The organism is Ralstonia sp. 24A2, from assembly GCF_051783885.1.
In the GTDB taxonomy this organism is placed as follows: domain Bacteria; phylum Pseudomonadota; class Gammaproteobacteria; order Burkholderiales; family Burkholderiaceae; genus Ralstonia.
Genome location: NZ_JBPVZD010000003.1, coordinates 1,125,539 through 1,147,072 on the forward strand (window position 1 = coordinate 1,125,539; position 21,534 = coordinate 1,147,072).

Annotated in this window: 22 protein-coding genes; 12 read left to right on the forward strand and 10 right to left on the reverse strand. The window is 64.5% G+C overall.

The features are described 5' to 3' along the window. Positions 1–14 precede the first annotated feature (14 nt). From ACS13N_RS22565 to ACS13N_RS22575, 3 genes are all read left to right on the forward strand, one after another. Positions 15–548: a hypothetical protein gene (locus tag ACS13N_RS22565; protein ID WP_438933825.1), complete on the forward strand. Its 534-nt coding sequence runs from the start codon at positions 15–17 to the stop codon at positions 546–548. Positions 549–574: 26 nt separating this feature from the next. After that, positions 575–940, forward strand: coding sequence for a response regulator (locus tag ACS13N_RS22570; protein WP_021193405.1), 366 nt, complete (start codon positions 575–577; stop codon positions 938–940). 73 nt (positions 941–1,013) lie between these two features. Beyond that, entirely contained in the window at positions 1,014–1,403 is a 390-nt protein-coding gene (locus tag ACS13N_RS22575) for a DUF2784 domain-containing protein (RefSeq protein WP_438933826.1), read from the forward strand. A 5-nt stretch (positions 1,404–1,408) separates the two neighbouring features. Here the strand turns inward: ACS13N_RS22575 and ACS13N_RS22580 are convergent, their stop codons facing one another. Both ACS13N_RS22580 and ACS13N_RS22585 read right to left on the reverse strand, forming a co-directional pair. Then, positions 1,409–1,975: a thioredoxin family protein gene (locus ACS13N_RS22580; protein WP_438933827.1), complete on the reverse strand. Its 567-nt coding sequence runs from the start codon at positions 1,973–1,975 to the stop codon at positions 1,409–1,411. 68 nt (positions 1,976–2,043) lie between these two features. Beyond that, positions 2,044–2,460, reverse strand: a complete 417-nt coding sequence (locus ACS13N_RS22585; protein WP_438933828.1) for an organic hydroperoxide resistance protein — start codon at positions 2,458–2,460, stop codon at positions 2,044–2,046. Positions 2,461–2,819: 359 nt separating this feature from the next. Between ACS13N_RS22585 and ACS13N_RS22590 the strand changes: the two genes are divergently transcribed. Continuing rightward, positions 2,820–3,152 carry a hypothetical protein gene (locus ACS13N_RS22590; protein WP_438933829.1) on the forward strand — a complete coding sequence of 111 codons (333 nt, stop codon included), beginning with the start codon at positions 2,820–2,822 and terminating at the stop codon, positions 3,150–3,152. A gap of 13 nt (positions 3,153–3,165) precedes the next feature. Here the strand turns inward: ACS13N_RS22590 and ACS13N_RS22595 are convergent, their stop codons facing one another. From ACS13N_RS22595 to ACS13N_RS22605, 3 genes are all read right to left on the reverse strand, one after another. Further along, entirely contained in the window at positions 3,166–4,044 is an 879-nt protein-coding gene (locus tag ACS13N_RS22595; protein ID WP_438933830.1) for a class I SAM-dependent methyltransferase, read from the reverse strand. Between the two features lie 21 nt (positions 4,045–4,065). Then, complete coding sequence (locus tag ACS13N_RS22600; protein WP_438933831.1) at positions 4,066–4,731, reverse strand: glutathione S-transferase; 666 nt, start codon at positions 4,729–4,731, stop codon at positions 4,066–4,068. Between the two features lie 66 nt (positions 4,732–4,797). Continuing rightward, entirely contained in the window at positions 4,798–5,760 is a 963-nt protein-coding gene (locus tag ACS13N_RS22605; RefSeq protein ID WP_438933832.1) for a GlxA family transcriptional regulator, read from the reverse strand. 89 nt (positions 5,761–5,849) lie between these two features. Between ACS13N_RS22605 and ACS13N_RS22610 the strand changes: the two genes are divergently transcribed. From ACS13N_RS22610 to ACS13N_RS22630, 5 genes are all read left to right on the forward strand, one after another. Beyond that, the gene (locus ACS13N_RS22610) at positions 5,850–7,109 is read left to right on the forward strand and encodes an MFS transporter (protein WP_438933833.1); all 1,260 of its coding nucleotides are present in this window, start codon (positions 5,850–5,852) and stop codon (positions 7,107–7,109) included. A gap of 95 nt (positions 7,110–7,204) precedes the next feature. Continuing rightward, complete coding sequence (locus ACS13N_RS22615; protein ID WP_438933834.1) at positions 7,205–8,611, forward strand: alkaline phosphatase family protein; 1,407 nt, start codon at positions 7,205–7,207, stop codon at positions 8,609–8,611. Between the two features lie 2 nt (positions 8,612–8,613). Further along, the gene (locus ACS13N_RS22620) at positions 8,614–9,105 is read left to right on the forward strand and encodes a GNAT family N-acetyltransferase (RefSeq protein ID WP_438933835.1); all 492 of its coding nucleotides are present in this window, start codon (positions 8,614–8,616) and stop codon (positions 9,103–9,105) included. Positions 9,106–9,248: 143 nt separating this feature from the next. After that, entirely contained in the window at positions 9,249–10,796 is a 1,548-nt protein-coding gene (locus ACS13N_RS22625) for a methyl-accepting chemotaxis protein (RefSeq protein WP_438933836.1), read from the forward strand. A 128-nt stretch (positions 10,797–10,924) separates the two neighbouring features. Next, positions 10,925–12,361 (forward strand): M20/M25/M40 family metallo-hydrolase, encoded by a 1,437-nt coding sequence (locus ACS13N_RS22630; RefSeq protein ID WP_438933837.1) that lies wholly within the window; start codon positions 10,925–10,927, stop codon positions 12,359–12,361. A gap of 321 nt (positions 12,362–12,682) precedes the next feature. Here the strand turns inward: ACS13N_RS22630 and ACS13N_RS22635 are convergent, their stop codons facing one another. Beyond that, positions 12,683–13,447, reverse strand: a complete 765-nt coding sequence (locus ACS13N_RS22635; protein ID WP_438933838.1) for an SDR family NAD(P)-dependent oxidoreductase — start codon at positions 13,445–13,447, stop codon at positions 12,683–12,685. 124 nt (positions 13,448–13,571) lie between these two features. Then, positions 13,572–14,156, reverse strand: a complete 585-nt coding sequence (locus tag ACS13N_RS22640) for a CGNR zinc finger domain-containing protein (protein WP_438933839.1) — start codon at positions 14,154–14,156, stop codon at positions 13,572–13,574. A 147-nt stretch (positions 14,157–14,303) separates the two neighbouring features. Between ACS13N_RS22640 and ACS13N_RS22645 the strand changes: the two genes are divergently transcribed. Then, positions 14,304–15,374, forward strand: a complete 1,071-nt coding sequence (locus ACS13N_RS22645; protein WP_438933840.1) for an NAD(P)H-dependent flavin oxidoreductase — start codon at positions 14,304–14,306, stop codon at positions 15,372–15,374. A 175-nt stretch (positions 15,375–15,549) separates the two neighbouring features. Continuing rightward, the gene (locus tag ACS13N_RS22650) at positions 15,550–16,458 is read left to right on the forward strand and encodes an alpha/beta fold hydrolase (protein ID WP_438933841.1); all 909 of its coding nucleotides are present in this window, start codon (positions 15,550–15,552) and stop codon (positions 16,456–16,458) included. A gap of 9 nt (positions 16,459–16,467) precedes the next feature. On the opposite strand, the gene ACS13N_RS22655 is transcribed toward ACS13N_RS22650, so the two are convergent. After that, on the reverse strand, positions 16,468–17,385 hold the full coding sequence (locus tag ACS13N_RS22655; protein WP_438933842.1) for a LysR family transcriptional regulator: 918 nt from the start codon (positions 17,383–17,385) through the stop codon (positions 16,468–16,470). 177 nt (positions 17,386–17,562) lie between these two features. Here ACS13N_RS22655 and ACS13N_RS22660 point away from each other — a divergent pair, with 177 nt between their 5' ends. Beyond that, a complete protein-coding gene (locus ACS13N_RS22660; protein ID WP_438933843.1) occupies positions 17,563–18,825 on the forward strand; it encodes a serine hydrolase domain-containing protein in 1,263 nt (420 codons plus the stop codon). A 46-nt stretch (positions 18,826–18,871) separates the two neighbouring features. On the opposite strand, the gene amaB is transcribed toward ACS13N_RS22660, so the two are convergent. Together amaB and ACS13N_RS22670 are read right to left on the reverse strand one after the other, a co-directional pair. Next, a complete protein-coding gene (gene amaB, locus ACS13N_RS22665; RefSeq protein ID WP_438933844.1) occupies positions 18,872–20,404 on the reverse strand; it encodes an L-piperidine-6-carboxylate dehydrogenase in 1,533 nt (510 codons plus the stop codon). A gap of 59 nt (positions 20,405–20,463) precedes the next feature. Further along, a complete protein-coding gene (locus ACS13N_RS22670; protein ID WP_438933845.1) occupies positions 20,464–21,528 on the reverse strand; it encodes an ABC transporter substrate-binding protein in 1,065 nt (354 codons plus the stop codon). Positions 21,529–21,534 lie beyond the last annotated feature (6 nt).

Genomic DNA, 21,534 nt, shown 5'->3' on the forward strand with positions numbered 1-21,534 from the left:
CAGGCAGGTATGACGTGATCAGCAGTAACGCGCAAGACAGCTTCGACCGCATCTTCCGCAAGGCCGCGCGCTGCAGGCTTGCGTTGCATGCGGAAGACACCTGCGAAGTGGCCGCCGCGGCCCAGGGCGATGCCGTTGGCGGTGAGCAGGCCATGATCCTGACCATCTCATCCATCGTATTCCGCCTGCTGCTGGTGCTGCGCTTTGATGAAGACGAGGCGACGCGTGCGTACTTCACCGGAGAAGGCACCGGCCGCTCGTTTGAAGAAGCACGCCTGGAGATCGGCAACCTGTGCTGCGGGGCGGTGAACCAGGAACTGCTGCAGGTGTTTCCGGACCTGGGCATGTCGACGCCCTACGTGGTGAGCGCGCGCTGCCTGCCGTATCTGGATGCGCTCAAGCCGGGGTACATGGCCGCCTATACGGTCACGATCAATGACGCCGTGCGGGTGGCCGCAACGGTGTGTGTGTGCACCCATGCACCGCTGAACTTCGTGGCCGACGTGCGTGACGAGGTCGAGTCCAGCGGTGAACTGGAATTGTTTTGATTCAGATTGAGAACGAGGAAAAACCCATGAGCAAGATTCTGGTGGTCGACGATTCGAGCACGGTGCGCGACGAGGTGGCCGGCTTCCTGAAGAAGAATGGCCTGGCTGTGGATACCGCCGTGGACGGCAAAGACGGCCTGGCAAAGATCAAGGCCAACCCCGGCCTCAAGCTGGTCATCAGCGACGTGAACATGCCCAACATGGACGGCCTGACCATGGTCGAGAAGGTGCGCGGCGAGCTGGGCAACAAGACGGTCAACGTCATCATGCTCACTACGGAAAGCAGCCCGGCCATGAAGGACCGCGGCAAGGCGGCTGGCGTGAAGGGCTGGATCGTCAAACCCTTCAAAGGGGATGCAGTGCTGGAGACGTTCAAGAAGCTGGCGAGCTGAGCCGGGCCCTGTAGCGCTCCCCCGGTTTTGGGCAGACACTGGGCGTTCCGGAACATCAGCAGGTCCTGAGTGCATGACTGCCTTGGCCGATGCCGTGCTCGTGCTGCACGCGTTGCTCGTCCTGTTCATCGTGGGCGGGCTCGTTGCCATCTGGGTCGGTGCAGCGCGCAAACGCAGTTGGGCACGCAATCGCGTCTTCCGCTTTGTTCATCTCGCAGCCATCAGCATCGTTGCCGGGCTGGCGGTGCTTGATGTGCCATGTCCGCTCACGGTGCTGGAGGATCGGCTGCGCACCGGTTCGGCCGGTTCAAGCGGCTTCATCCAGCGCTGGGTGAGCGCGCTGCTCTACTACGATCTGCCATTGTGGGTGTTTGCCGTGAGCTACGTAGCGTTCCTGCTGGCAGTGGTGCTCACGTGGTGGCGTATTCCGCCACACCCCAAGGCGTCGTCCCCCTTGGGGTGATGGCGTCAACGCGCAGGTTGTGCCGGCTTGCGTTCTGCCAGCAGCTTCTGGATGGCGGCTTCCGTTTCGGCATAACGCCCTTCACCAAAGTGCTGATAGACGATGCGGCCATCGGCGTCGATCAGGTACTGGGCGGGCCAGTACTGGTTGTGGAAGGCCGTCCATGTGGCGTAGCTGTTGTCCTGCGCCACCGGATAGCGGATGTCGAAGCGCTTGAGCGCGGCCTGCACATTCGCAGTCGACTTCTCGAACGGGTACTCGGGCGTGTGTACGCCCACCACAACGAGCCCCTGATCCTTGTACTTCTCATGCAACTGCTTCACGTAGGGCAGCGTGTTGATGCAGTTGATGCACGAGTATGTCCAGAAATCCACCAGCACCACCTTGCCGCGCAGGCTGCTCATGGTGAGCGGTGGTGAATTCAGCCATTGGTCAATGCCGGTGAAGTCGGGGGCGGCGCTGCCGTTGGCCGCAGGTGCGCTGAATGGGCTGTAGGCACGTGCGCCGGTGGCAGCAAAGTAGGCCGCGCCAATGGCAATCGCCACCAGGGCGGCGCGTAAGTAGGTGCGCATGATCTCAAGTCCGTAAAAGGTTGGGAGCGGTGGCCAGCCCAATCACACCGGGCTGGCTGCGGATGGCGTCAGACCAGATTCAGTTCGACATGGATGTTGCCGCGCGTGGCCTTCGAGTACGGGCAGAGTTGGTGTGCGGCTTCCACCACGGCTTGCGCCACTTCACGATCCAGACCCGGCAGGCTGACGTTCAGGCGGGCTTGCAGGAAGTAGGCATCGTCGGTGGTGCCCAGGTCCACTTCGGTATCCAGTGCCAGGTCGGCCGGCAGCTTGATCTTCATCTGGCTGGCAGCGCGGCCCATCGCGCCGATGAAGCAGGCCGACCACCCTGCGGCAAACAACTGCTCCGGATTGGTGCCACGGCCGCTGCTGCCCGGGGGCGAGAGCTTCAGGTTCAGGCGGTCGTCATTGCTCTGGGCCTGGCCGTCGCGGCCACCGGTGACGCGAACCTTGGCGGTGTACAGCACGTTCTCGATGCGGGTCATGATCGTGTTCCTTGGAGAGAGGGGTTGCGTTGGGATTGCGCGGCCGGGATTCGCTTTGTTGTCATGCAGCGCCGGGCCACGAGACGCATTTAAGACGGCTGACGTATCACGCACGTAGCGCCCAACCCCCATTTCTGTCAGGGCACGTATCGACGCGGGTGGCAGATACACAGGCATACAAAACGTCCCGCGAAGTGGCGGGGCGTTGGCATGGGTAAGGTGGGCAGAAGAGGGGGTTGGGGGCCTCAGGCCATCCGGTGCTTGACTGTGTCAGCTGCAAAGAATCGGCTTCACAGACGGCGATTCCTTGATACGCTGGAACGAATTGGACTCACGGGGCCGCGGGTGAAGGAGTCGTCATGCAAGAGCTTGCCTTTCGCACCCTGCTGTATCGCTACTTCTTCTTCGGCTGGCTGTTCAAGGACGCCAGCCACGGCAACCTGTTCGAGCGTTCAGCAGCGTGGCGCTTCAACAAGGCGCACGCGCATTGGCTGCTGGCCTATATGCGCCGATGGCTCTGGTGCGGGCTGCTCTGTTACGCCCTGGGCGGCCTGGTGGAGCTGGGGCTCAAGACGCCCGGCCTGTCGGCGGTGTTCTACGTGCCGGGCGTGCTCAGCGTGCCGATCAACGTGGTCATCGGGGTGTTGTGGATTGGCTTGAAGGCGCTGCCGGGGCCTGTGCACGAACCCTGACCCCGGGGTACGGCTAGGCCGTTGCGACCAGCAGTTCTTCTGCGTTGTTCGGCGGGCGAAAGCCGTCGGTTCGGTTGGCAAAGTAGCGCGTGGTCAGCTCGGCTGCCGAGATGTGCTGCGCCTTGCTGAAACCGGCTTCACGGGCCAACGCCAGGATCTGCGGCGGCGTGAAGAAGCTGATGAAGGGCGTGCCGCTGGCGCGTGCGCCTTTCTCGGCCATCTCCAGCCCGGGGCGCACGTCGGGGTCTGCCATGTCCAGCGGGAGCAGGAAGGTCATCGCCAGAATCGACCCCGGCGCCAGCGCCGCCACCTCGCGCAGCGTGGCCGCGTTCGCCTCTTTGGTGAGATACATGCTCACGCCGGTGGACACCACGATGGCCGGCTGGCTTGCATCAAACCCCGCCGCTGCAAGCCCTGCCTGCCAGGACCCGCCCGCCTCGAAATCGACCGGTACAAAGCGCAGCCAATCGGGCACGCCAAAGCCAAGCTCGATCAGGCGCTGGCGCTTCCATGCCTGCGGGTTGGGCTGGTCCACCTCAAACACCTTGAGCTGCGATGCAACGTCGGGCCGGCGTTGCGCAAAGCTGTCGAGGCCCGCGCCGAGGATGACGTACTGGCTCAGCCCCCGCGCAGCCTGCTCGATGACCAGGTCTTCGATAAAGCGTGCACGCGCCACAATGGAGGCGCGGAAAGGGCGTGTGAACTGGGGGTTCATGTCGCCGCGCTGCTGCCAGCCGGGCTCAGGTGCCAGCAGCTTCAGGCCAACGCCGTCTTCCAGCACGTGCGGCGGCGCGTCGACTTCAACATGCAAGGCGCGCCACAGGGCGACGCGTGCTGCGGTACTGTCCGGTGCCACATCCTGCATGTTGCTCGTGTTCGTGTTCGCGCTCATGCATGCCTCCGCGTATGTGGTTCAGGTGACGGGCTGAAATTCGGGAAACACCGCAGCGGCCTGCACCGGCTGTTTGGTCATGCAGACCTCGAACAGGCGGCTGCCCAACCAGCCCGCCAGCCAGGCTTGCAGCGCGGGCAACGGTTGTGCGGCAAACCAATCCGGCTCCACCGCCGCAAATTGCCGCACGAAGGGAAAGATCGCCAGATCCGTCGCGCACGGTGTTGCGCCGCCAAGATACCGCTGTGCCTGTAACCTTGTTTCCAGTGGGGTTAGCAGCGCGGCCACTGCCTGCGCGCGCACTGCTTCGCGCGATTGCCCATCTTCTGGATAGCGGTCGGGGTACTTGTAGCGGTCGAGCAGGCGTTTGAAGTCGCCGTCGTTGGTGCGCAGCAGGCGCTGGTTGTCGTCGGTCTGGGCGCGGCTCCACCAGCCTTCGGGGTCGGGCGATTCGAGTGCCCAGCGCATGATGTCCAGGCTCTCTTCCAGCACGCTGCCATCGGGCAGATGCAACACCGGCACCGTGCCCTTGGGCGACAGCGCGAGCAGCGCGGCAGGCTTGTCGCGCATCACGATTTCAAAGGTCTGGAAGCGCCGGTTGGCCTGCAGCATCGCCAGGCGTGCGCGCATGGCATACGGGCAGCGGCGGTAGCTGTAAAGCAGGGGCAGGGTGGTGTCGGTGGACATGGGGTGAGGCAAAAAGCGTTGATGCCGAGCGCGCTAGGGTAGCGGGTTTGCTGGGATCAGCAAGTCTTAGGCCGCCAGCCGCGACCGCCCTGATCGTCCACCCCGCCGCACGGATTGCGGCGGCTGCCCGAACACACGGATGAACGCACGTCGCATGCGCTCCGGATCCGCAAAGCCGACGGCGCGGGCCACCTGTTCCAACGATTCGTCGCCGGATTCCACGCGCGGGCGGGCGGCTTCTGCGCGCAGCTTTTCGACGGCTTTGGCGGGTGTCTGGCCGGTCTCGGCCGCGAAGGCACGATCGAACTGCCGTCGGCTCAGGTGTGCCACTTCGGCCAGGCGGTCGACGTCGAGCGTCTCGTGCAGATGCTCGCGCGCATAGCTCAACGCACGCGCAATGCGGCTCGATGCCGGGTCCAGCTCCAGCAGCGCCGAGAACTGTGATTGCCCGCCCGGCCGCCGGTGATACACCACCAGCTCACGCGCCACTGCGCGGGAGACTTCAACGCCCAGGTCTTCTTCAATAAGTGCCAGCGCCAGATCGATGCCCGACGAGATGCCGGCCGACGTCCACACTGGCCCGTCGTGGATGAAGATGTGGTCGCTCTGCACCTGGATGTGCGGATAGCGCCGCTGCAACTGCGCGGCCATGCGCCAGTGCGTGGTGGCGCGGCGGCCGTCCAGCAGCCCGGCGGCGGCCAGCGCAAACGCGCCGGAGCACACGCTCGTCATACGCCGTGAATGCTGCGCAGCTTCCTGCACGAACGCGATCAGCGCTGTGGAAAACGTGTCCGCACGCGGGCCGTTGCCGCCCGAGATGACAAGCGTGTCGAAGGCCGGGTCGTCCAGCTTCTGTGTCTGCATGACCAGGCCGGGCGCGCTCTGCACCTGCGCGCCGTCTTCGGACAGCACGTCAATGCGATAGGCCGGTTGTGGCGCCAGACGGTTGGCCACGTCAAAGGCCGTCAGCGGGCCCGTGAAATCCAGCAGGCTGCAGCCCGGAAACACCAGAAAGCCGATTCTGCGCATGATGTCTTGAAATGAGGGAATAACGTCATTTAGGCCTGATCTTCCTCCGCCAGACTGCGCCTGTCAAATGCAATCCTGGAGAGGCAATCATGACGACCGCCGCGCTTTCACCGGCTGCTCCCGCCCACGTTTCACACCACCACCGCTGGAAGGTGCTGGGGGTGGGCGTGGCCGCCAATGCCAGCTTTTCTGCTGCGTTTTCGGGCATCCCGACCACGGCGGTGTTCATCCGCTCGGCGTATCACCTGGGCAATGCCGAACTTGGCATCGCGCTGGGGCTGCTGGGGCTGGGCATTGCCATCAGCGAGTTGCCGTGGGGCTTGCTGACCGACCGCTGGGGCGACCGCGCCGTGCTGCTGGCGGGCCTTGGGGCGACGGCGCTGGCGTTGCTGGTGATGGCGTGTTTCGTGGCGCCCATGCATGGCAGTGCGCCGCCGCTGACGTGGCTGGCGGCCGGCATGTTGAGCGTGGGCCTGCTGGGCGGCAGCGTGAATGGCTCCAGCGGCCGCGCGGTCATGGGTTGGTTTCGTGAGGGCGAGCGCGGCCTGGCCATGAGCATCCGCCAGACTGCCGTGCCGCTGGGCGGTGGCATTGGCGCGCTGGTGCTGCCGAGCCTGGCCGCGCACGCCGGGTTTGCCGTGGTGTACGGCGTGCTGGCTGCGGCCTGTGCGTTGACGGCGGTGCTGACCTGGCTTTGGGTGCACGACGCGCCGGACATTGCCGCCACCGTCGCCAAGACTGAAGCCACAGCAGGCCCTGGCCCGCTGCGAGACCCAATGCTGTGGCGCATGGCGCTGGCCATCTGCCTGCTGTGTGTGCCGCAAGGGGCGGTGGTTGCCTTTGCGACCGTGTTCCTGCGGGACTTTGCGCACGCCAATGTGCTGACGCTCAGCCTGACCATGGCCGCAGTGCAGGGCGGCGCGGCGGTCATGCGCGTGTGGAGCGGCCGTTGGACCGATCGCCACGGCAATCGCCGTGCTTACCTGCTGATCTGCGCCCGATTGAGCGCGGCGCTGTTCGTTGTGTTGGCCGGCGTGGCGTGGATGACGACTGCGCTGCCGATCGACTTGTCGATCATGCGTGCGGCGCTGGTGGCGGCCATTGTGGTGGCGGGCATCTGCGTATCGGCGTGGCATGGCGTGGGCTTTACCGAGATGGCAACGCTGGCAGGTGTGCAGCGGGCAGGTACGGCGTTGGGGCTGGGCAATACGGGCGCCTTTTCTGCGCTGGGGCTGACCTCGCTGTGCCTGCCGCACGTGCTGGCGTGGTCGTCGTGGCCGGTGGTGTGGTTGGTGACGGCAGGGTGCGCGCTGATGGCGTGGCAGGTGCTGCCGGCGGTACACCGCTAGGCCTTGTTGCGGCGTCAGTCCCCTTCGTTTCTTCCTATAGTGAGCCGCAGGCCGCCATGGATGCGGCCGCCGCACAACGAGACGAGGGGGCCATCATGGCAGGCTTGGACGTCATCCAGCACGTGGTCGTGCTGATGCTGGAAAACCGCTCATTCGACAACCTGTTCGGCACGCTCTACCCCAAGAGCGCCGAGTTCGATGGGCTCTCCGGCACCGAGACCAACCCCGACGGCAGTGGCAACCCCATCCGCGTGTGGACGACCCCTGCACCGCCCAACGTGATGACGCTGCCCAGCCCCGACCCGGGCGAGCTTTTTACCGATATCAACCAGCAGCTCTTTGGCGCGCAGACGCCGCTGGGCCAGACGCCCACCATGCAGGGTTTCACCACCAACTACGCCAAGAACGGCGGTGACCCGCAAGACATCATGCATTTCTTCACGTCGGACCAGGTGCCGGCGCTCAGCACGCTGGCACGCAACTACGCCGTGAGCGACGCGTGGTTTGCCTCCGCACCGTGTCAGACGTGGCCCAACCGCTTCTTCGTGCACACCGGTACGGCGCACGGCTATCCGAACAACTCGCCCGTGCATTTTCCGTACTTGATGCCGACGCTGTTCAACGCGCTGGATGGTGTGGTGCCGGATGACTGGCGTGTCTACTACCACGACTTTGCGCAGTCGCTCACGCTCACGCGGCTATGGATGCATCTGGACCACTTCCACCTGTTCGACGATTTTCTGGACGACGCCTCCAACGGCAAGCTGCCCTCGTACAGCTTTATCGAGCCGCGCTACTTTGCCGATCTCGACTGGCCCAACGACATGCATCCGCCGCACGATGTCGGTTACGGCGATGCGCTGGTCGCACAGGTGTACAACGCGCTGCGCACCTCGCCGCAGTGGCACCAGACGATGCTCATCGTCACCTTTGACGAACACGGCGGCTGCTATGACCACGTGCCGCCGCCATCTGCCGTGCCGCCCAGCCCGCCGCAACCGGGGCAGCTCTTCGCGTTTGACCGGTTGGGCGTGCGTGTGCCGGCGGTGGTGGTGTCACCGTGGATTCCCAAGGGAACGATCTTTCGCTCGACGGCGGCGCAGCCATACGATCACACCGCCATCATCAAGACGCTGCGCAACCGCTACGGCGTGCAGACACCACTGACTGCCCGCGACGCGAGCGCGCCGGACCTCGCCCAGGTGCTAGAGTTGACCGCACCCGATGACAACCGGGACCCGGTCGTCGCCCGTACCATGGTGGCCAACCCTGCCGGCCTGCAGGCCGCGCGCAATGCGCCGCTCAACGATTTCCAGTGGGCCATGCACGAATCGGCCGCGATGCTGGCGCCGCTAGGCACCGGCATCACCATTGACGACCACGTACGCAATCTGTCGACCGATCAGCAACCCCCCGTGCCGGCGGTGCAGAGTGCTCAGCAGGCGGCGCAGCACATCAAGGACGTGTTAGCGTCAATGGATTTGCCGCACGCTGGCCAATGACCATGAACGTACTGCTACCGCGTCATCCCGCGCGCATCCGCGCTTTCCACCCAGGCGACGAGCCGCTTCTGCGCGCGGTTTTCTACTCCGCCGTGCATGGCCTCGCTGCCGCCCGTTACCGCCGTGAGCAACTTGAAGCCTGGGCACCGACCGATTACGACGTCGTGGCATGGGCCGACCACATTCGCCGCAACCAGCCCTTTGTGGCCGAGATTGGCGGACAGCCTGCGGGCTACACCGACCTGCAGGCGGATGGCTACATCGACCACTTCTTTGTATCGGCCGCACATGCGCGACAGGGCATTGGGCAGCAACTGATGGATCACATTCTGGGGCTGGCCACACAGCGCGGGCTGTCGCGCATGCACTCCCATGTCAGCCTGAGCGCCGAGCCCTTCTTCGCCCGCAATGGGTTTGCAGTGATAGCACGCCAGACCGTGACCGTGCGTGGTGTGCCGCTCGCCAACGCGCTGATGGTGCGCATGTTGGGGTGAGCTAAGAGTCGCACTGGGCCTTGTTCTTCGGGGAAGCCCTCACGATGTAGTTAAAGATCGGTGAGGATCTGTCGTTAGTTTTGTTGAATTCGATTCCCATAGAGGAATCACTTCATGTTCCCCAAAAACTTCGCGCGACAGATATGAAGACGCTCTCCATCAAGGCCCGGCTGGCGCTGGTGCTGTTTGTTCTGGCTGTATTCCTGGCGGGCGTCGGTGCGCTGGGGCTGGTCGGTAATCTGCGCTCCAACGCAGCGCTCAAGGAAACCTTCTCCAACAACTTGCCGTCTACACGGGCGCTGGGGCAGGCTGAGTCGAAGCTTGCGCAGGCACGCACCGCGTTGGACCGCGCGATCTTCGACACGGACTCCACCAAGAGCGCGGATTCACTGGAGCGTATCGCAGCGCAGATCAAGAACAGCGAGAAAGCGTGGAAGGACTATCTGGCCCTGCCGTTCTCGACGGCGGAAGAGGAGCGCATTGCCGGTGAGGCCGGCAAGCAGCGCACCCTGATCATCAAGGAGAGTATCGGCGGGGCCGTTGAAGCGCTGCAGCGTGGGGACAAGGATGCTGCCCGCGTACTGGCGCTGGAAAAGATCCCGACGCAGTTTCGCGCCTATGCCGAGCAGTCGGACCGCCTGAACGCGATCCAGGAGGAAGTGTCGGGCGCCGCCTACGCGGCATCGCAATCGTTCTTCAACGGACTGGTCTGGACGTTCGTGATCGTCATTGCCGTGGGCCTGGCGTTGGCGGCCGGTTGCTACTTCGTGCTCTCGCGTGCCATCTCGCGGCCGCTGGAAGACATGCTGGTGCACTTCCATGAAATCTCGGGCGGCAACCTCACGACCGACATCCGCATCCACTCGCGTGACGAGATGGGCCTGCTGATGGAAGGCCTGCAGCAGATGCAGGCCAAGCTGAAGGAAACCGTGGTGACGGTGCGCCGTGGCAGCGAGTCGATCGCCTCGGCCACGCAGCAGATTGCTGCGGGTAACACCAACCTGTCGCAGCGTACGGAAGAGCAGGCCAGCTCGCTGGAAGAGACCGCTTCCAGCATGGAAGAGTTGACCAGCATCGTGAAGCAGAACGCCGACAACGCACGTCAGGCCAGCACGCTGGCGGTGAACGCCTCCGAGATCGCCGTGCAGGGTGGTGCGGTGGTGCAAGACGTGGTGACGACCATGGGCGAGATCAGTGAGTCGTCGCGCAAGATCACCGACATCATCGCCGTGATCGAAGGCATCGCGTTCCAGACCAACATCCTCGCGCTGAATGCGGCAGTGGAAGCTGCACGTGCGGGTGAACAAGGCCGTGGCTTTGCGGTGGTGGCGGGTGAAGTGCGTACGCTGGCACAGCGCAGCGCCGGTGCCGCCAAGGAAATCAAATCGTTGATCGAAGACTCCGCCAATCGTGTGGAATCGGGTTCGAACCTGGTGACACGTGCGGGCAAGACGATGGAAGAGATCGTCGTGGCCGTGAAGCGCGTGACCGACATCATGGGCGAGATCAGCGCGGGCTCGGCCGAGCAGAGCAGCGGCATCGAGCAGATCAACGAAGCCGTGACGCAGATGGACGACGTGACCCAGCAGAACGCCGCGCTGGTTGAGCAGGCTGCCGCTGCCGCCCAGGCACTGGAAGAGCAGGCGGACGAGTTGCGCCGTGCTGTGGCGGTGTTCCGCGTAGCGATGTAACGCACCGGCATTCAAGGATTGCCCCCGGCAGCGAAGTGGCTGCCGCAGGGCTACACTGCGGGGTCGGCCTTCGGGTCGACCCCGCTTTGTTTTATGCGGTGCACTCATAACGATTATTCGGAGGTGTCATGCGTTTCCAGTGTCGTCGTGTTTCTGTCCGCGCCCTCGTGTCTGCTGCCGTATTGGCATGCAGCGCCGGGGCGATCGCCCAGACCATCCCAGCCAGCAAGCCGGCGCCCGCCGCGCTCACGCCCGAGCAGCAGCGCTATCACGACATCTACAAAGAGCTGGTCGAGATCAACACGACGCATTCGGCGGGTGACACCACCCAGGCTGCCCGTGCGATGGAGAAGCGCCTGGCCGATGCCGGCTTTGCCGCTTCCGACATGCAGGTGATCGAGCCCTTCCCGAAGAAGGGCAACCTGGTGCTGCGCTACAAGGGTACGGGAGCGAAACAGCCGGTTCTGCTGTTGGCCCATATCGACGTGGTGGAAGCCAAGCGCGACGACTGGAAGACCGACCCGTTCAAGCTGCAGGAGACCGACGGCTACTTCACCGCGCGTGGCGCCATTGACGACAAGGCGATGGCCTCGGCGTTTGTCTCGGTGCTGGGGCAGCTCAAGCAGGAAGGCTTCAAGCCCTCGCGCGACATCATCCTCGCGCTGACCACGGATGAAGAGCGCGGTGATGTGCCGAGCAACGGCGCGTACTGGATCGTCAACAACAAGCCCGAACTGGTGAAGGCCGAATTCGGCATCAACGAAGGTGGCGGTGGTGAGCTGCGCGGCGGCAAGCCGGTGCTCCATCGCATTCAAGTGGCCGAGAAGATGTACACCACCTATGAACTGGAAGTGCGCGATGTGGGTGGCCACAGCTCGGTGCCGACCAAGACGAACCCGGTGTACGCGCTGTCGGCAGCGCTGGATCGGCTGGGCGCGTATCAGTTTCCCGTCAAGCTGGCAGACGTGACGCAGACCTACTTCGCGCGCAGCGCGCCGCTGGCCTCGGGCCAACTGGCAGACGACATGCGTTCTGTCGGCACCGGCAAGCCGGATCAGGCGGCGATTGATCGCCTGTCGGCAAGCCCGTTCTACAACGCGCAGTTGCGCACCACGTGCGTCGCCACCATGGTCAACGCGGGCCATGCCGAGAACGCGTTGCCGCAATCGGCCAAGGCGACCGTCAATTGCCGCATCCTGCCGCATGACGACCCGGCCGACATCGATCGCCAGTTGAAGCAGGTGATCGGCAACGACAAGATTGCGGTGCGCTACATCAACAAGCCGCTCGCGAGCCCAGCCTCGCCGCTCAACGGCGACCTGGTGAAGACTGTTGACACGCTTACGCAGCAGATGTGGAACGTGCCTGTCATCCCGGCCATGAGCACGGGCGCTACCGACAGCCGTTTCATGCGCAATGCTGGCATCCCCATGTACGGCGTGTCGGGTTTGTTCACCGAGCCGGCTGACCTGCGCACGCACGGTCTGGATGAGCGCATCGAGATCGCGCGGCTGTATGACGGGCGCGAGTTCCTCTATCGCCTTGTCAAGCAACTGGCTGAGTAAATGCGGGTGCCGCGCCTGCGTTTTGTGGGCGCGGATTGGAGCTTACTGGCGGTGGTGGTGCGCCTCGGTTTCGTCCCCTGCCGGGACCGACTCACTTTCTTTGTCTTGCCAAAGAAAGTAAGCAAAGAAAGGCGCGCCCGATGCGGCGACAGACTCCTTGAATTTCCGTGACCGGGCGGAGAAGGAGGCAAACTCGCTGCGCTCAGACAGCCTGCTTCTTTTTTCCGACCGCTCACAAAAATTCAAGGCGCCGCATAGGGCAGGGTACGGCCAAACCGTCTGGGCGCATGTGCTCGTGGTATGGCCGTTTCAGTGCGTTGCTTAGATGAAGCCGCCGTCGGTCATGAGCGTGCGGCCGGTGATCCAGCGCGCGTCGTCCGAGGCCAGGAAGGCGATTGCGTCAGCAATGTCCTCCGGCTCCGCCAGGCGGCCCAGCGGGGTCGATTCGCGCATGCGGTCTTTCACCGCATCGGGAATCGGCGCAGTCATGTCGGTGCGCGTGAGCGCCGGTGCTACCGCGTTGACGGTGATGTTGCGCGGCCCCAGTTCGATGGCAAAGGCATGCGTGAGCCCGTCGACGGCTGCCTTGCTTGCGGCATACACCGCCAGGCCGGCTCGCGGCCGATACACCAGGCTCGACGACACATTCACGATATGTCCGCCGCGCGCCGGTATGTGCGGCAGCACCGCTTGGGTCGCGAGGATGACCGAGAGGGCATTGGTGCGGAACTGCGCGTCGAACGACGCCTGATCGATCGCGCCCACCGGTTGGCCTTCCAGGATGCCCGCGTTGTTGACGAGGATGTCGATGGCACCAAAGGTTTCGCGCACCGTGGTGACCATCGTGTTGACGGAGGCAGCGTCGGCTACGTCTGCCTGCAGGGCAATGGCTTCTGCGCCAGCCTTGCGGATGGACTCGACCACTGCATTGGCCTCGTTGCTGTTGCTGCGATAGACCACGGCCACGCGTGCGCCATCTGCGGCGAGCCGACGCGCGACGGCAGCGCCGATACCGCGTGAGCCGCCGGTGACGATGGCCGTCCGGCCGGTCAGACGCAGGGCTGAGGGGGAGTGGGTTTGCGACATGGTGTTCTCCTGAAAGGGGCGATGTTTCGGGAGAACAGGTTACGAACTGGCCGGCTGGCGCGCAGCCGGCTTGGCAGCGACGCGGCGTTCCAGCATTGGAACGACCGAGGGCCGAGGTGGGCAATCAGCCTTGCTGGCGCTTGCGGTACTCCGCCACCTTGTGTCGGTTGCCGCAGACGGCCATGCTGCACCAGCGTCGCTTGTGCGACTTGGTGCGGTCGTAGAACCACAGCGTGCATTCCGGGTGTTCGCACACGCGTACGAGTTGGAAATCGCCTTCCGCCAGCAGGTGTGCAGCAGCTTCGGCCAGTGGCGCGAGGCGCTGCTCGACGGAATCGGTCGGGCGCAGGCGGTCTACCCGCGGGGTGTCGCCATCCCATACCAATACGGGGTGGCTGGGGGCTTGCCGCAGGAAGACGTTGAGCGCATCCGCGCTGGCAGGGCGGCCGGCCTTGCGTGCTTCCACCAGTGTGCGGATCACCTCGCGCAGATGCCGCGCCACCGCCAGCAGCACGCCGGGCGGGTAGCTGCCAGCCAGCGGCTGCGCCAACCAGCCGGCGCGGACAAGCCAGTCAGAGACATCCTCATCGGTTTGCCAGAAGTCGTGCGACTGGCCGTCAACGTTGGCGGTGGTGTTGAGCATGTCGAGCACCGGGTGGTCGGCGATCAGCATGGGTGCGTCAGGCGATGCGGCGGCGGGCGAGGACATAAGGAACCTTTAGGATCAACGCTTGAATTGTAACCGGATGGATGGATTATTCTAGTTACGTTGAAGGGGGCGTTGCCGCCGTCGGAATTCGGCGCAAAGGCGGCCGCATTACCATGTCTCCATCCAAGACCCTTGCCGGAGATGATCATGAGCGCATGGCCTGATGCCCGCGTGCTGGAACTGTTCAACATTGAGGTGCCGATCGTGCTGGGGCCGATGGCAGGCGTGGGTGGTGCTGAGCTGGCGATTGCCGTGGCGCGCGGGGGCGGCCTGGGTTCAATCCCCTGCGCGATGCTGAGCGCAGACCAGGTACGCCAGCAGGTCGAGCAGTTTCGCGCGGCCGTGCGCGGCCCGATCAATCTGAACTTCTTCTGCCACACGCCGCCGCAACCCGACCCGGAGCGTGAAGCCAAGTGGCGTGCGCACCTGGCGCCGTACTACGCGGAGCTTGGTATTGACCTGAACACGCAGGCGCCGGCCGTCAACCGCGCACCGTTTGACGAGGCCACCTGCGCACTGGTGGAAGCGATCAAGCCTGAGGTGGTGAGCTTCCACTTCGGCCTGCCGGCGCCAGAACTGCAGGCGCGTGTGAAAGCCACCGGTGCGAAGGTCATCGCTGCCGCCACCACCGTGGAAGAGGCGTGCTGGCTGGAGGCACGCGGCGTGGACGCTATCATCGCCATGGGCAACGAGGCAGGCGGGCACCGTGGCATGTTCCTCACCACGTCCATCGAATCGCAGGTCGGTACGTTTGCACTGGTGCCGCAGGTGGCCGATGCGGTACGTGTGCCCGTGATTGCGGCTGGCGGCATTGGCGATGCACGAGGCGTGGTGGCGGCACTCGCCTTGGGCGCATCGGCAGTGCAAATCGGCACGGCCTACATGCTCTCGCCGGAGGCGAAGACGTCTGCCATCCATCGTGCCGCGCTCAAGCGAGCGACCGATGCGGATACCGCGCTCACCAACCTGTTCACCGGCCGCCCGGCGCGTGGCATCGTCAACCGGCTGATGCGTGAGATCGGCCCGATGAGCGCATTTGCGCCGGCCTTCCCGACGGCCGGTGGTTCGCTAGCACCGCTGCGCGCCAAGACCGAGCCGACAGGCTCGGGGGATTTCATCAACCTGTGGTCGGGCCAGGGCGCCCAACTGGCCACGGAAGACTCCGCCGAAGTCATCACGCGCCGCATTGCCGCGCAGGCGCTTGAGCGGCTCACCTGAGTTTTTCTGAGGCATCCATCCCCACGCGGGCACGCCACACGGCGTGCCCGTTTTGTTTTGCATCACAGATCGGGATGTGAACGATGGGAAAATTTCATGTAACTTGAAAAACGTATTTTCAATGGTTACTATGAGCTCCGGTGCCGTTCCCCGAAATCTCACCAGGAGCCCTGTCATGAACGCCCCAGTCCAGCCAGCCCATCTCGTTGCGGATGCCTATGCCCCGATCGCTGTTCGTCATCGCGCGGTAGAGGTCGAGGGTGCCCGCGTGTTCTATCGCGAGGCCGGCCCGGCCGATGCGCCCACCGTGTTGCTATTGCACGGCTTCCCAAGTGCTTCGCACATGTTCCGAGACCTGATTCCGCAACTGGCAGGGCGCTATCACGTAGTGGCGCCGGACCTGCCCGGCTTTGGGTTGACGCAAGTACCGGAGGGCTTCCGCTACACCTTCGATAACCTTGCGCACGTGGTGGACGGCTTCACGCAGGCGGTCGGCCTGTCGCGCTACGCGATCTACGTGTTCGACTACGGTGCGCCGGTCGGCTGGCGTCTGGCGATGGCGCATCCGGAGCGGATCACGGCCATCGTCACGCAGAACGGCAATGGTTACGAAGAAGGCTTGGGGGAGGGCCCGTGGGCGCCGATCAAGGCTTACTGGGCCAATCCGGACGAAGCGCATCGCCGGGAGCTGCACGCGCTGGTGTCCGATGAGATGACGCAATGGCAGTACCTGAACGGCGTGCCTGACCCGACACGCGTGGCGCCGGATGGTTACCTGCTGGACCAATATTTCCTGAGCCGCGCGGGCCAGCTCGACATCCAGATGGACCTCTTCCTGGACTACGCGAGCAACGTGGCGCTGTATCCGGCGCTGCATGCGTACTTCCGCACGCACCGTCCGCCGCTGCTGGCAGTGTGGGGGCGCAATGACACCATCTTCATTCCGCCTGGTGCGGAGGCCTTCAAGCGCGACTTGCCGGATGCGGAGGTGCACTTTGTCGACAGCGGTCACTTTGCGCTGGAGACGCACCACGAGGAAATCGGTGCACGCATGCTGGACTTCCTCGACCGCGTGGTGAAGTGAGCGGCGGCCTCAGGCGAGCGGTTGCATGGTGGCTTCGGCGGCGAAGCGCTCGCGCAGGAACGCCACCAGCGCCTTGACCGAGGGCGACACGCCGGCGCGCGACGGATAGAGCGCGTGCAGGTCTGCCGGCTCGGCTGTCCAGCCCGGCAGCACCGTGCGCAGCCGGCCGCTGCCAAGCGCGGCGTGGCAGCAGTGCAGCGGCAGGATGGCCAGACCGAGCCCGGCGATGGCCGCTTCACGCAGGGCGATGATGTTGTCTGCAGCAAAGCGCGGGCGGATAGGCAACACCAGCCGATGCCCGCGCGCGTCATGCAGAACCCAATCGCGGCTGCGCGTGAGCGTGCCCTGACCGAGGCATGGCTGGTCTTCAAGATCGGCGGGCGTGTCGGGCTCGCCCAACCGGGCAATCAACGCCGGGCTAGCGACCAGCACACGCGGTGAAACCGCCAGATGCCGCGCCACCACATCGCGCGAAGGCAACGGACCGGTCGCCGCGCGAATCGCGACATCAATGCGCTGCTCAATCAGATCGACATAGGTGTTCGAGAGGTCCAGCTCAATGCGCAGCTTCGGGTGGGTATCGGCAAACTCGGCCAGCCAGCCCGCGAGCAACGTTTCAGCCAGCAGCGGTGAGGTGCCCACGCGCAATACCCCAGCAGGCTCGCTGCGTGCGGCACCCGCCAGCGCTTCGATGGCGGCTGACGCATCGGCCATGTCGCGCGCATGCCGGTACACCGCCTCGCCCACCGGCGTGACCGACACGCGATGGCTTGAGCGCTGCAGCAGGCGCGTGCCGAGCTGCGTTTCCAGTTCGGCAATGCGGCGGCTCAGGCGCGATTTGGGAATGCCCGTGGCGCGCTCGGCGGCAGAAAAGCCACCGGCTTCCACCACGCGTGTGAAGAGATACAGATCGTCGAAGCGCTTCATGTTGGGGTGGCGTTGCGGTCGAACCGCATTGAAGCACAGGACGGCCCGGCCACGGGTGGCAGGCCGGGGTTGTACAGTGTCAACTTGGCCGGCAGACGTGGCTGGAAATCCCGCATAGACCGGATGGAGTCTCGCAAGCCTGCACCGCTGGTGTGGGCCTGAATACAAGGAGAAGGCATGGATAAGCAAGGCAGGCAAACGCTGGGGATGTCCAGCGAACGGCTCGAACGGCTCGAACGCTTTATCGATGACGCCTACGTTGCGACCGGCAAACTGCCCGGCGCCCTGGTCCAGGTGTGGCGACGTGGCGAGTTGGCCTTGAACTCCGTGCTGGGCATGGCTGACCGCGAGCGGCAGGTGCCGCTGACCCAGGATTCGATCTTCCGCATCTATTCGATGACCAAGCCCGTCACGTCGGTGGCGCTCATGATGCTGGTCGAGCAATGCAAGGTCGCACTGGATGATCCGGTCAGCAAGTACATCCCGGCATGGGCGAATCTGGGCGTGTATGCCGGAGGCCTCATGGAGAGCTTCCAGACACGGCCTGTCACACGCCCGATGCTGGTGGTCGATCTGCTGCGTCACACCTCCGGCCTGACCTATGGCTTTCATCAGAACACCAATGTCGATGCGGCGTATCGCCGGTTGAAGCTGGGCGACATCGCGACCAACGGCACGCTCGATGACATGATCGAGAAGCTGGCCGGCGTGCCGCTGGAGTTCTCGCCGGGCGAGGCGTGGAACTACTCCGTCTCCACCGACGTGCTGGGCTATCTCGTTGGCAAGATCAGCGGGGTGCCGTTCGAGACCTTTCTGAAAGATCGCATATTCGACCCGCTGGGCATGGTCGACACCGCCTTCCATGTGCCGGAAGAGAAGGCATCGCGCTTCTGCGCCTGCTATGCCGTCGGGGCGCTCGGCTCGACGGTGGTGTCAGACCGACCGGCCCTGCAGGACGACCCGCGCACCAGCCCTTACCTGAAGCCGCCCAGCTTTGTTTCGGGCGGTGGCGGTCTGGTGTCCACCGCCGCTGACTACTTGCGCTTTGCGCGCATGCTGCTGCAAGGCGGCGAGCTGGATGGAGTGCGCCTGCTGGGGCCGAAGACATTGGCGCTGATGACCGCCAACCACCTGCCGGGTGGGGCCAGCATATCGACCATGTCGCCGCGCTCGATGTTCAGTGAGGCCGCCTATGACGGCGTCGGATTCGGGCTGGGCTTCGCCACGACGGTCGCGCCATCGGCCACGTTGATTCCCGGCAGTTCCGGTGACTTCTTCTGGGGCGGCGCGGCCGGCACCTTCTTCTGGGTCGACCCGCAGGAGGACCTGATCGGCCTGTTCCTGACGCAGGTCCTGCCGTCGTCCGCCTACCCGGTGCGCCGGCAGTTGCGCACGCTGGTCTATAGCGCGATCACCGAGGTGGGTGGCACCGCACGTTGAGCATCCGGGCGGCGGCGCATTCCACGCCGCCGCCCATCATCGAACATCACACGTCAAACCGAACACCCTGTGCCAGCGGCAGTGCGCCGCTGTAGTTGATGGTGTTGGTGGCACGGCGCATGTAACCCTTCCACGCGTCGGAGCCGGACTCTCGGCCGCCGCCCGTTTCCTTCTCGCCACCGAATGCGCCGCCGATCTCGGCGCCCGACGTGCCGATGTTGACGTTGGCGATACCGCAGTCGCTGCCCGCGGACGACATGAAGCGCTCGGCATCGCCCAGGCTGCCGGTGAAGATGGCCGACGACAGGCCTTGCGGCACGTTGTTCTGGATGGCAATGGCCTCTTCGGTATCACCGTCGTACACCACGACATAGAGGATGGGCGCGAAGGTTTCGCTTTCCATCACCTTCGTCGGCTTGGGCATCTTGACCAGCGCTGGGCGCACGTACCAGGCATCTGCGCCCAGGTCTTCACGCAGGCGCTCGCCGCCCAGTACGGTGCCGCCTTCAGCGCGTGCCTGCGCCAGCGCCTGTTGCATGGCATCGAATGCAGCCCCGTCGATCAGTGGCCCGACCAGCGTGCCATCGGCTAGCGGGTCGCCAATCGCAATGCTTTGGTAGATCTTTTCCAGACGGGCCAGAAGCGTGTCCGCCACCGAGCGGTGCACGATCAGGCGACGCAATGACGTGCAGCGCTGGCCCGCTGTACCCACGGCCGCGAACGTGATCGCGCGGGCCGCCAGTTCCAGGTCGGCCGAGGGCGTGACGATCATTGCGTTGTTGCCGCCCAGTTCCAGAATCGAACGGCCGAAACGTTCCGCCACCTTCACACCGACCTGACGGCCCATGCGCGTGGAACCCGTAGCGCTGACCACCGGCACCAGGTGGCTGGCCACCAGTGCCTCGCCGACGTCGCGCCCGCCGATCAGCAGTTGGCTCAGCCCCGCAGGGATGGCGCCCGGCTTCTCCGCATTGAACGCATCGACCACTTGCTGCATCAGGTGCTGGCAGGCAATCGCGGTCAGCGGTGTCTTTTCCGACGGCTTCCAGACGATGGCGTTGCCGCACACCAGCGCCAGCGCCGCGTTCCACGACCACACCGCCACCGGAAAGTTGAACGCCGAGATGATCCCTACCACCCCCATCGGATGCCAGGTTTCCATCATGCGATGGCCGGGCCGCTCGCTGGCGATGGTCAGGCCATGCAATTGCCGCGACAGGCCCACGGCAAAGTCGCAGATGTCGATCATCTCCTGGACTTCGCCCAGGCCTTCGGAGGTGATCTTGCCGGCCTCCAGCGACACCAGTTCGCCCAGGGCAGCCTTGTGCGTGCGCAGTACTTCGCCCAGGCGGCGCACCAGTTCGCCGCGCACCGGCGCGGGCACGGTGCGCCACGTCAGATACGCCTGATGTGCGCTCTGGATAGCGGCCTCCGCCTGACTGGCGGTATGCGATTTCACGGTCGCCAAGACGGCGCCATCGCGCGGGGCTCGGCTTGTCCAGTCCGCACCCTCGTAGGCCTGCAAATCCAGGCCCAGGGCGTTCAGTACCGCTTGCAATCGTGTTCGGGAATCTGACATCGCGAATCCTTACCGTTCTCTCATGTTCAATCGAAAAAGCCGTTCGGTTGCCGAGGTGCTTAGCGCTCGACAACGCGGTTCCAGCGCTTGCTCCATTCCGGGCGCTCGGCGTTGATCACGTCCCAGTCCAGGGCAACGGCCGTCTTGAGGATGTTGTTCATGCGCGCCTGGTCTTCAGCCGCTTTGCCCTTGAGCGGGGCCTTGGGGTTGACCGGGTTGTAGGAGCCGTTTTCCATGGCGAGCGCCTGTGCTTCGGGGCTGATCAGGTAGTCCGAGAGCTTTTGCGCAAGTTCGGCATCCGGGTTGTTGGCCAGCACGCACTGTGCGGTCAGCAGCACGACCGCACCTTCCTTGGGCGCAACGAATTCCATCGGGATGCCCTTGGATTTCATCAGCTCCACCTGCGTGAGCGTGTAGGGGAACAGCGCCGCATCGCCCGCCTGCATCATCTCCACCACCTTCGACGAGTTGGGGATGTACTCAACCACGTTCGGGCCGATGGTGGTCGGCCACGCCTTGAATGCCGGGTCGACATTCTTCTCGGTGCCGCCCTTGAGGCGGTTGAACATCAGGAAGGCGTCGAGCCCGAACGACGAAGCCGGCATGGATTGCACGACCACCTTGCCCTTGTACTTCGGGTCGGCCAGATCCCCCCACGAGGTGGGCGGTGCCCAGCCCTTGTCGGCAAAGATCTTGGTGCTGTAGGCCAAGCCAGTCAGCCCCATCGACAGGCCCACTGCGTAATCGCCCTTCAGGTGGGCAATGGCAGGCACAGCCGACAGGTTGGCCGAGGGCTTGAGCTTTTCGCACAAGCCCATGCCGATGGCGCGGAACATGACACCGTCGTCCAGCGTCATCACGTGCATCTGCGCTTTGCCCTTGGTGGCCTGGGCTTTGGCGAGGATGTCGGTCGAGGTGCCGGGCACGACCACGACCTTGACGTTGTTGGCCTTCTCGAACGGCGGGAACACGAACTGCGTGTAGGTGCGCTCCATGTTGCCGCCGTTCATGCCGATGTACAGCGTCTTGGTTTCGGCGTGGGCGGTGCCAGCGGCAAGCAGCGCGGCACCGGCCGCCGCTGCAATGAAGGACGTGAATGACGTGTGTGCGGGTTTCACAAGCATGGTGGT

Coding starts and splice junctions, on each gene's coding strand:
- ACS13N_RS22570 (WP_021193405.1), top strand. CDS start 575: ATGAGCAAGATTCTGGTGGTCGACGATTCGAGCACGGTGCGCGACGAG.
- ACS13N_RS22615 (WP_438933834.1), top strand. CDS start 7,205: ATGGCAGGCTTGGACGTCATCCAGCACGTGGTCGTGCTGATGCTGGAA.
- ACS13N_RS22580 (WP_438933827.1), bottom strand. CDS start 1,975: ATGCGCACCTACTTACGCGCCGCCCTGGTGGCGATTGCCATTGGCGCG.
- ACS13N_RS22600 (WP_438933831.1), bottom strand. CDS start 4,731: ATGTCCACCGACACCACCCTGCCCCTGCTTTACAGCTACCGCCGCTGC.
- ACS13N_RS22575 (WP_438933826.1), top strand. CDS start 1,014: ATGACTGCCTTGGCCGATGCCGTGCTCGTGCTGCACGCGTTGCTCGTC.
- ACS13N_RS22640 (WP_438933839.1), bottom strand. CDS start 14,156: ATGTCCTCGCCCGCCGCCGCATCGCCTGACGCACCCATGCTGATCGCC.
- ACS13N_RS22655 (WP_438933842.1), bottom strand. CDS start 17,385: ATGAAGCGCTTCGACGATCTGTATCTCTTCACACGCGTGGTGGAAGCC.
- ACS13N_RS22635 (WP_438933838.1), bottom strand. CDS start 13,447: ATGTCGCAAACCCACTCCCCCTCAGCCCTGCGTCTGACCGGCCGGACG.
- ACS13N_RS22585 (WP_438933828.1), bottom strand. CDS start 2,460: ATGACCCGCATCGAGAACGTGCTGTACACCGCCAAGGTTCGCGTCACC.
- ACS13N_RS22645 (WP_438933840.1), top strand. CDS start 14,304: ATGAGCGCATGGCCTGATGCCCGCGTGCTGGAACTGTTCAACATTGAG.
- ACS13N_RS22590 (WP_438933829.1), top strand. CDS start 2,820: ATGCAAGAGCTTGCCTTTCGCACCCTGCTGTATCGCTACTTCTTCTTC.
- ACS13N_RS22625 (WP_438933836.1), top strand. CDS start 9,249: ATGAAGACGCTCTCCATCAAGGCCCGGCTGGCGCTGGTGCTGTTTGTT.
- ACS13N_RS22660 (WP_438933843.1), top strand. CDS start 17,563: ATGGATAAGCAAGGCAGGCAAACGCTGGGGATGTCCAGCGAACGGCTC.
- ACS13N_RS22670 (WP_438933845.1), bottom strand. CDS start 21,528: ATGCTTGTGAAACCCGCACACACGTCATTCACGTCCTTCATTGCAGCG.
- amaB (WP_438933844.1), bottom strand. CDS start 20,404: ATGTCAGATTCCCGAACACGATTGCAAGCGGTACTGAACGCCCTGGGC.
- ACS13N_RS22650 (WP_438933841.1), top strand. CDS start 15,550: ATGAACGCCCCAGTCCAGCCAGCCCATCTCGTTGCGGATGCCTATGCC.
- ACS13N_RS22610 (WP_438933833.1), top strand. CDS start 5,850: ATGACGACCGCCGCGCTTTCACCGGCTGCTCCCGCCCACGTTTCACAC.
- ACS13N_RS22605 (WP_438933832.1), bottom strand. CDS start 5,760: ATGCGCAGAATCGGCTTTCTGGTGTTTCCGGGCTGCAGCCTGCTGGAT.
- ACS13N_RS22620 (WP_438933835.1), top strand. CDS start 8,614: ATGAACGTACTGCTACCGCGTCATCCCGCGCGCATCCGCGCTTTCCAC.
- ACS13N_RS22630 (WP_438933837.1), top strand. CDS start 10,925: ATGCGTTTCCAGTGTCGTCGTGTTTCTGTCCGCGCCCTCGTGTCTGCT.
- ACS13N_RS22595 (WP_438933830.1), bottom strand. CDS start 4,044: ATGAGCGCGAACACGAACACGAGCAACATGCAGGATGTGGCACCGGAC.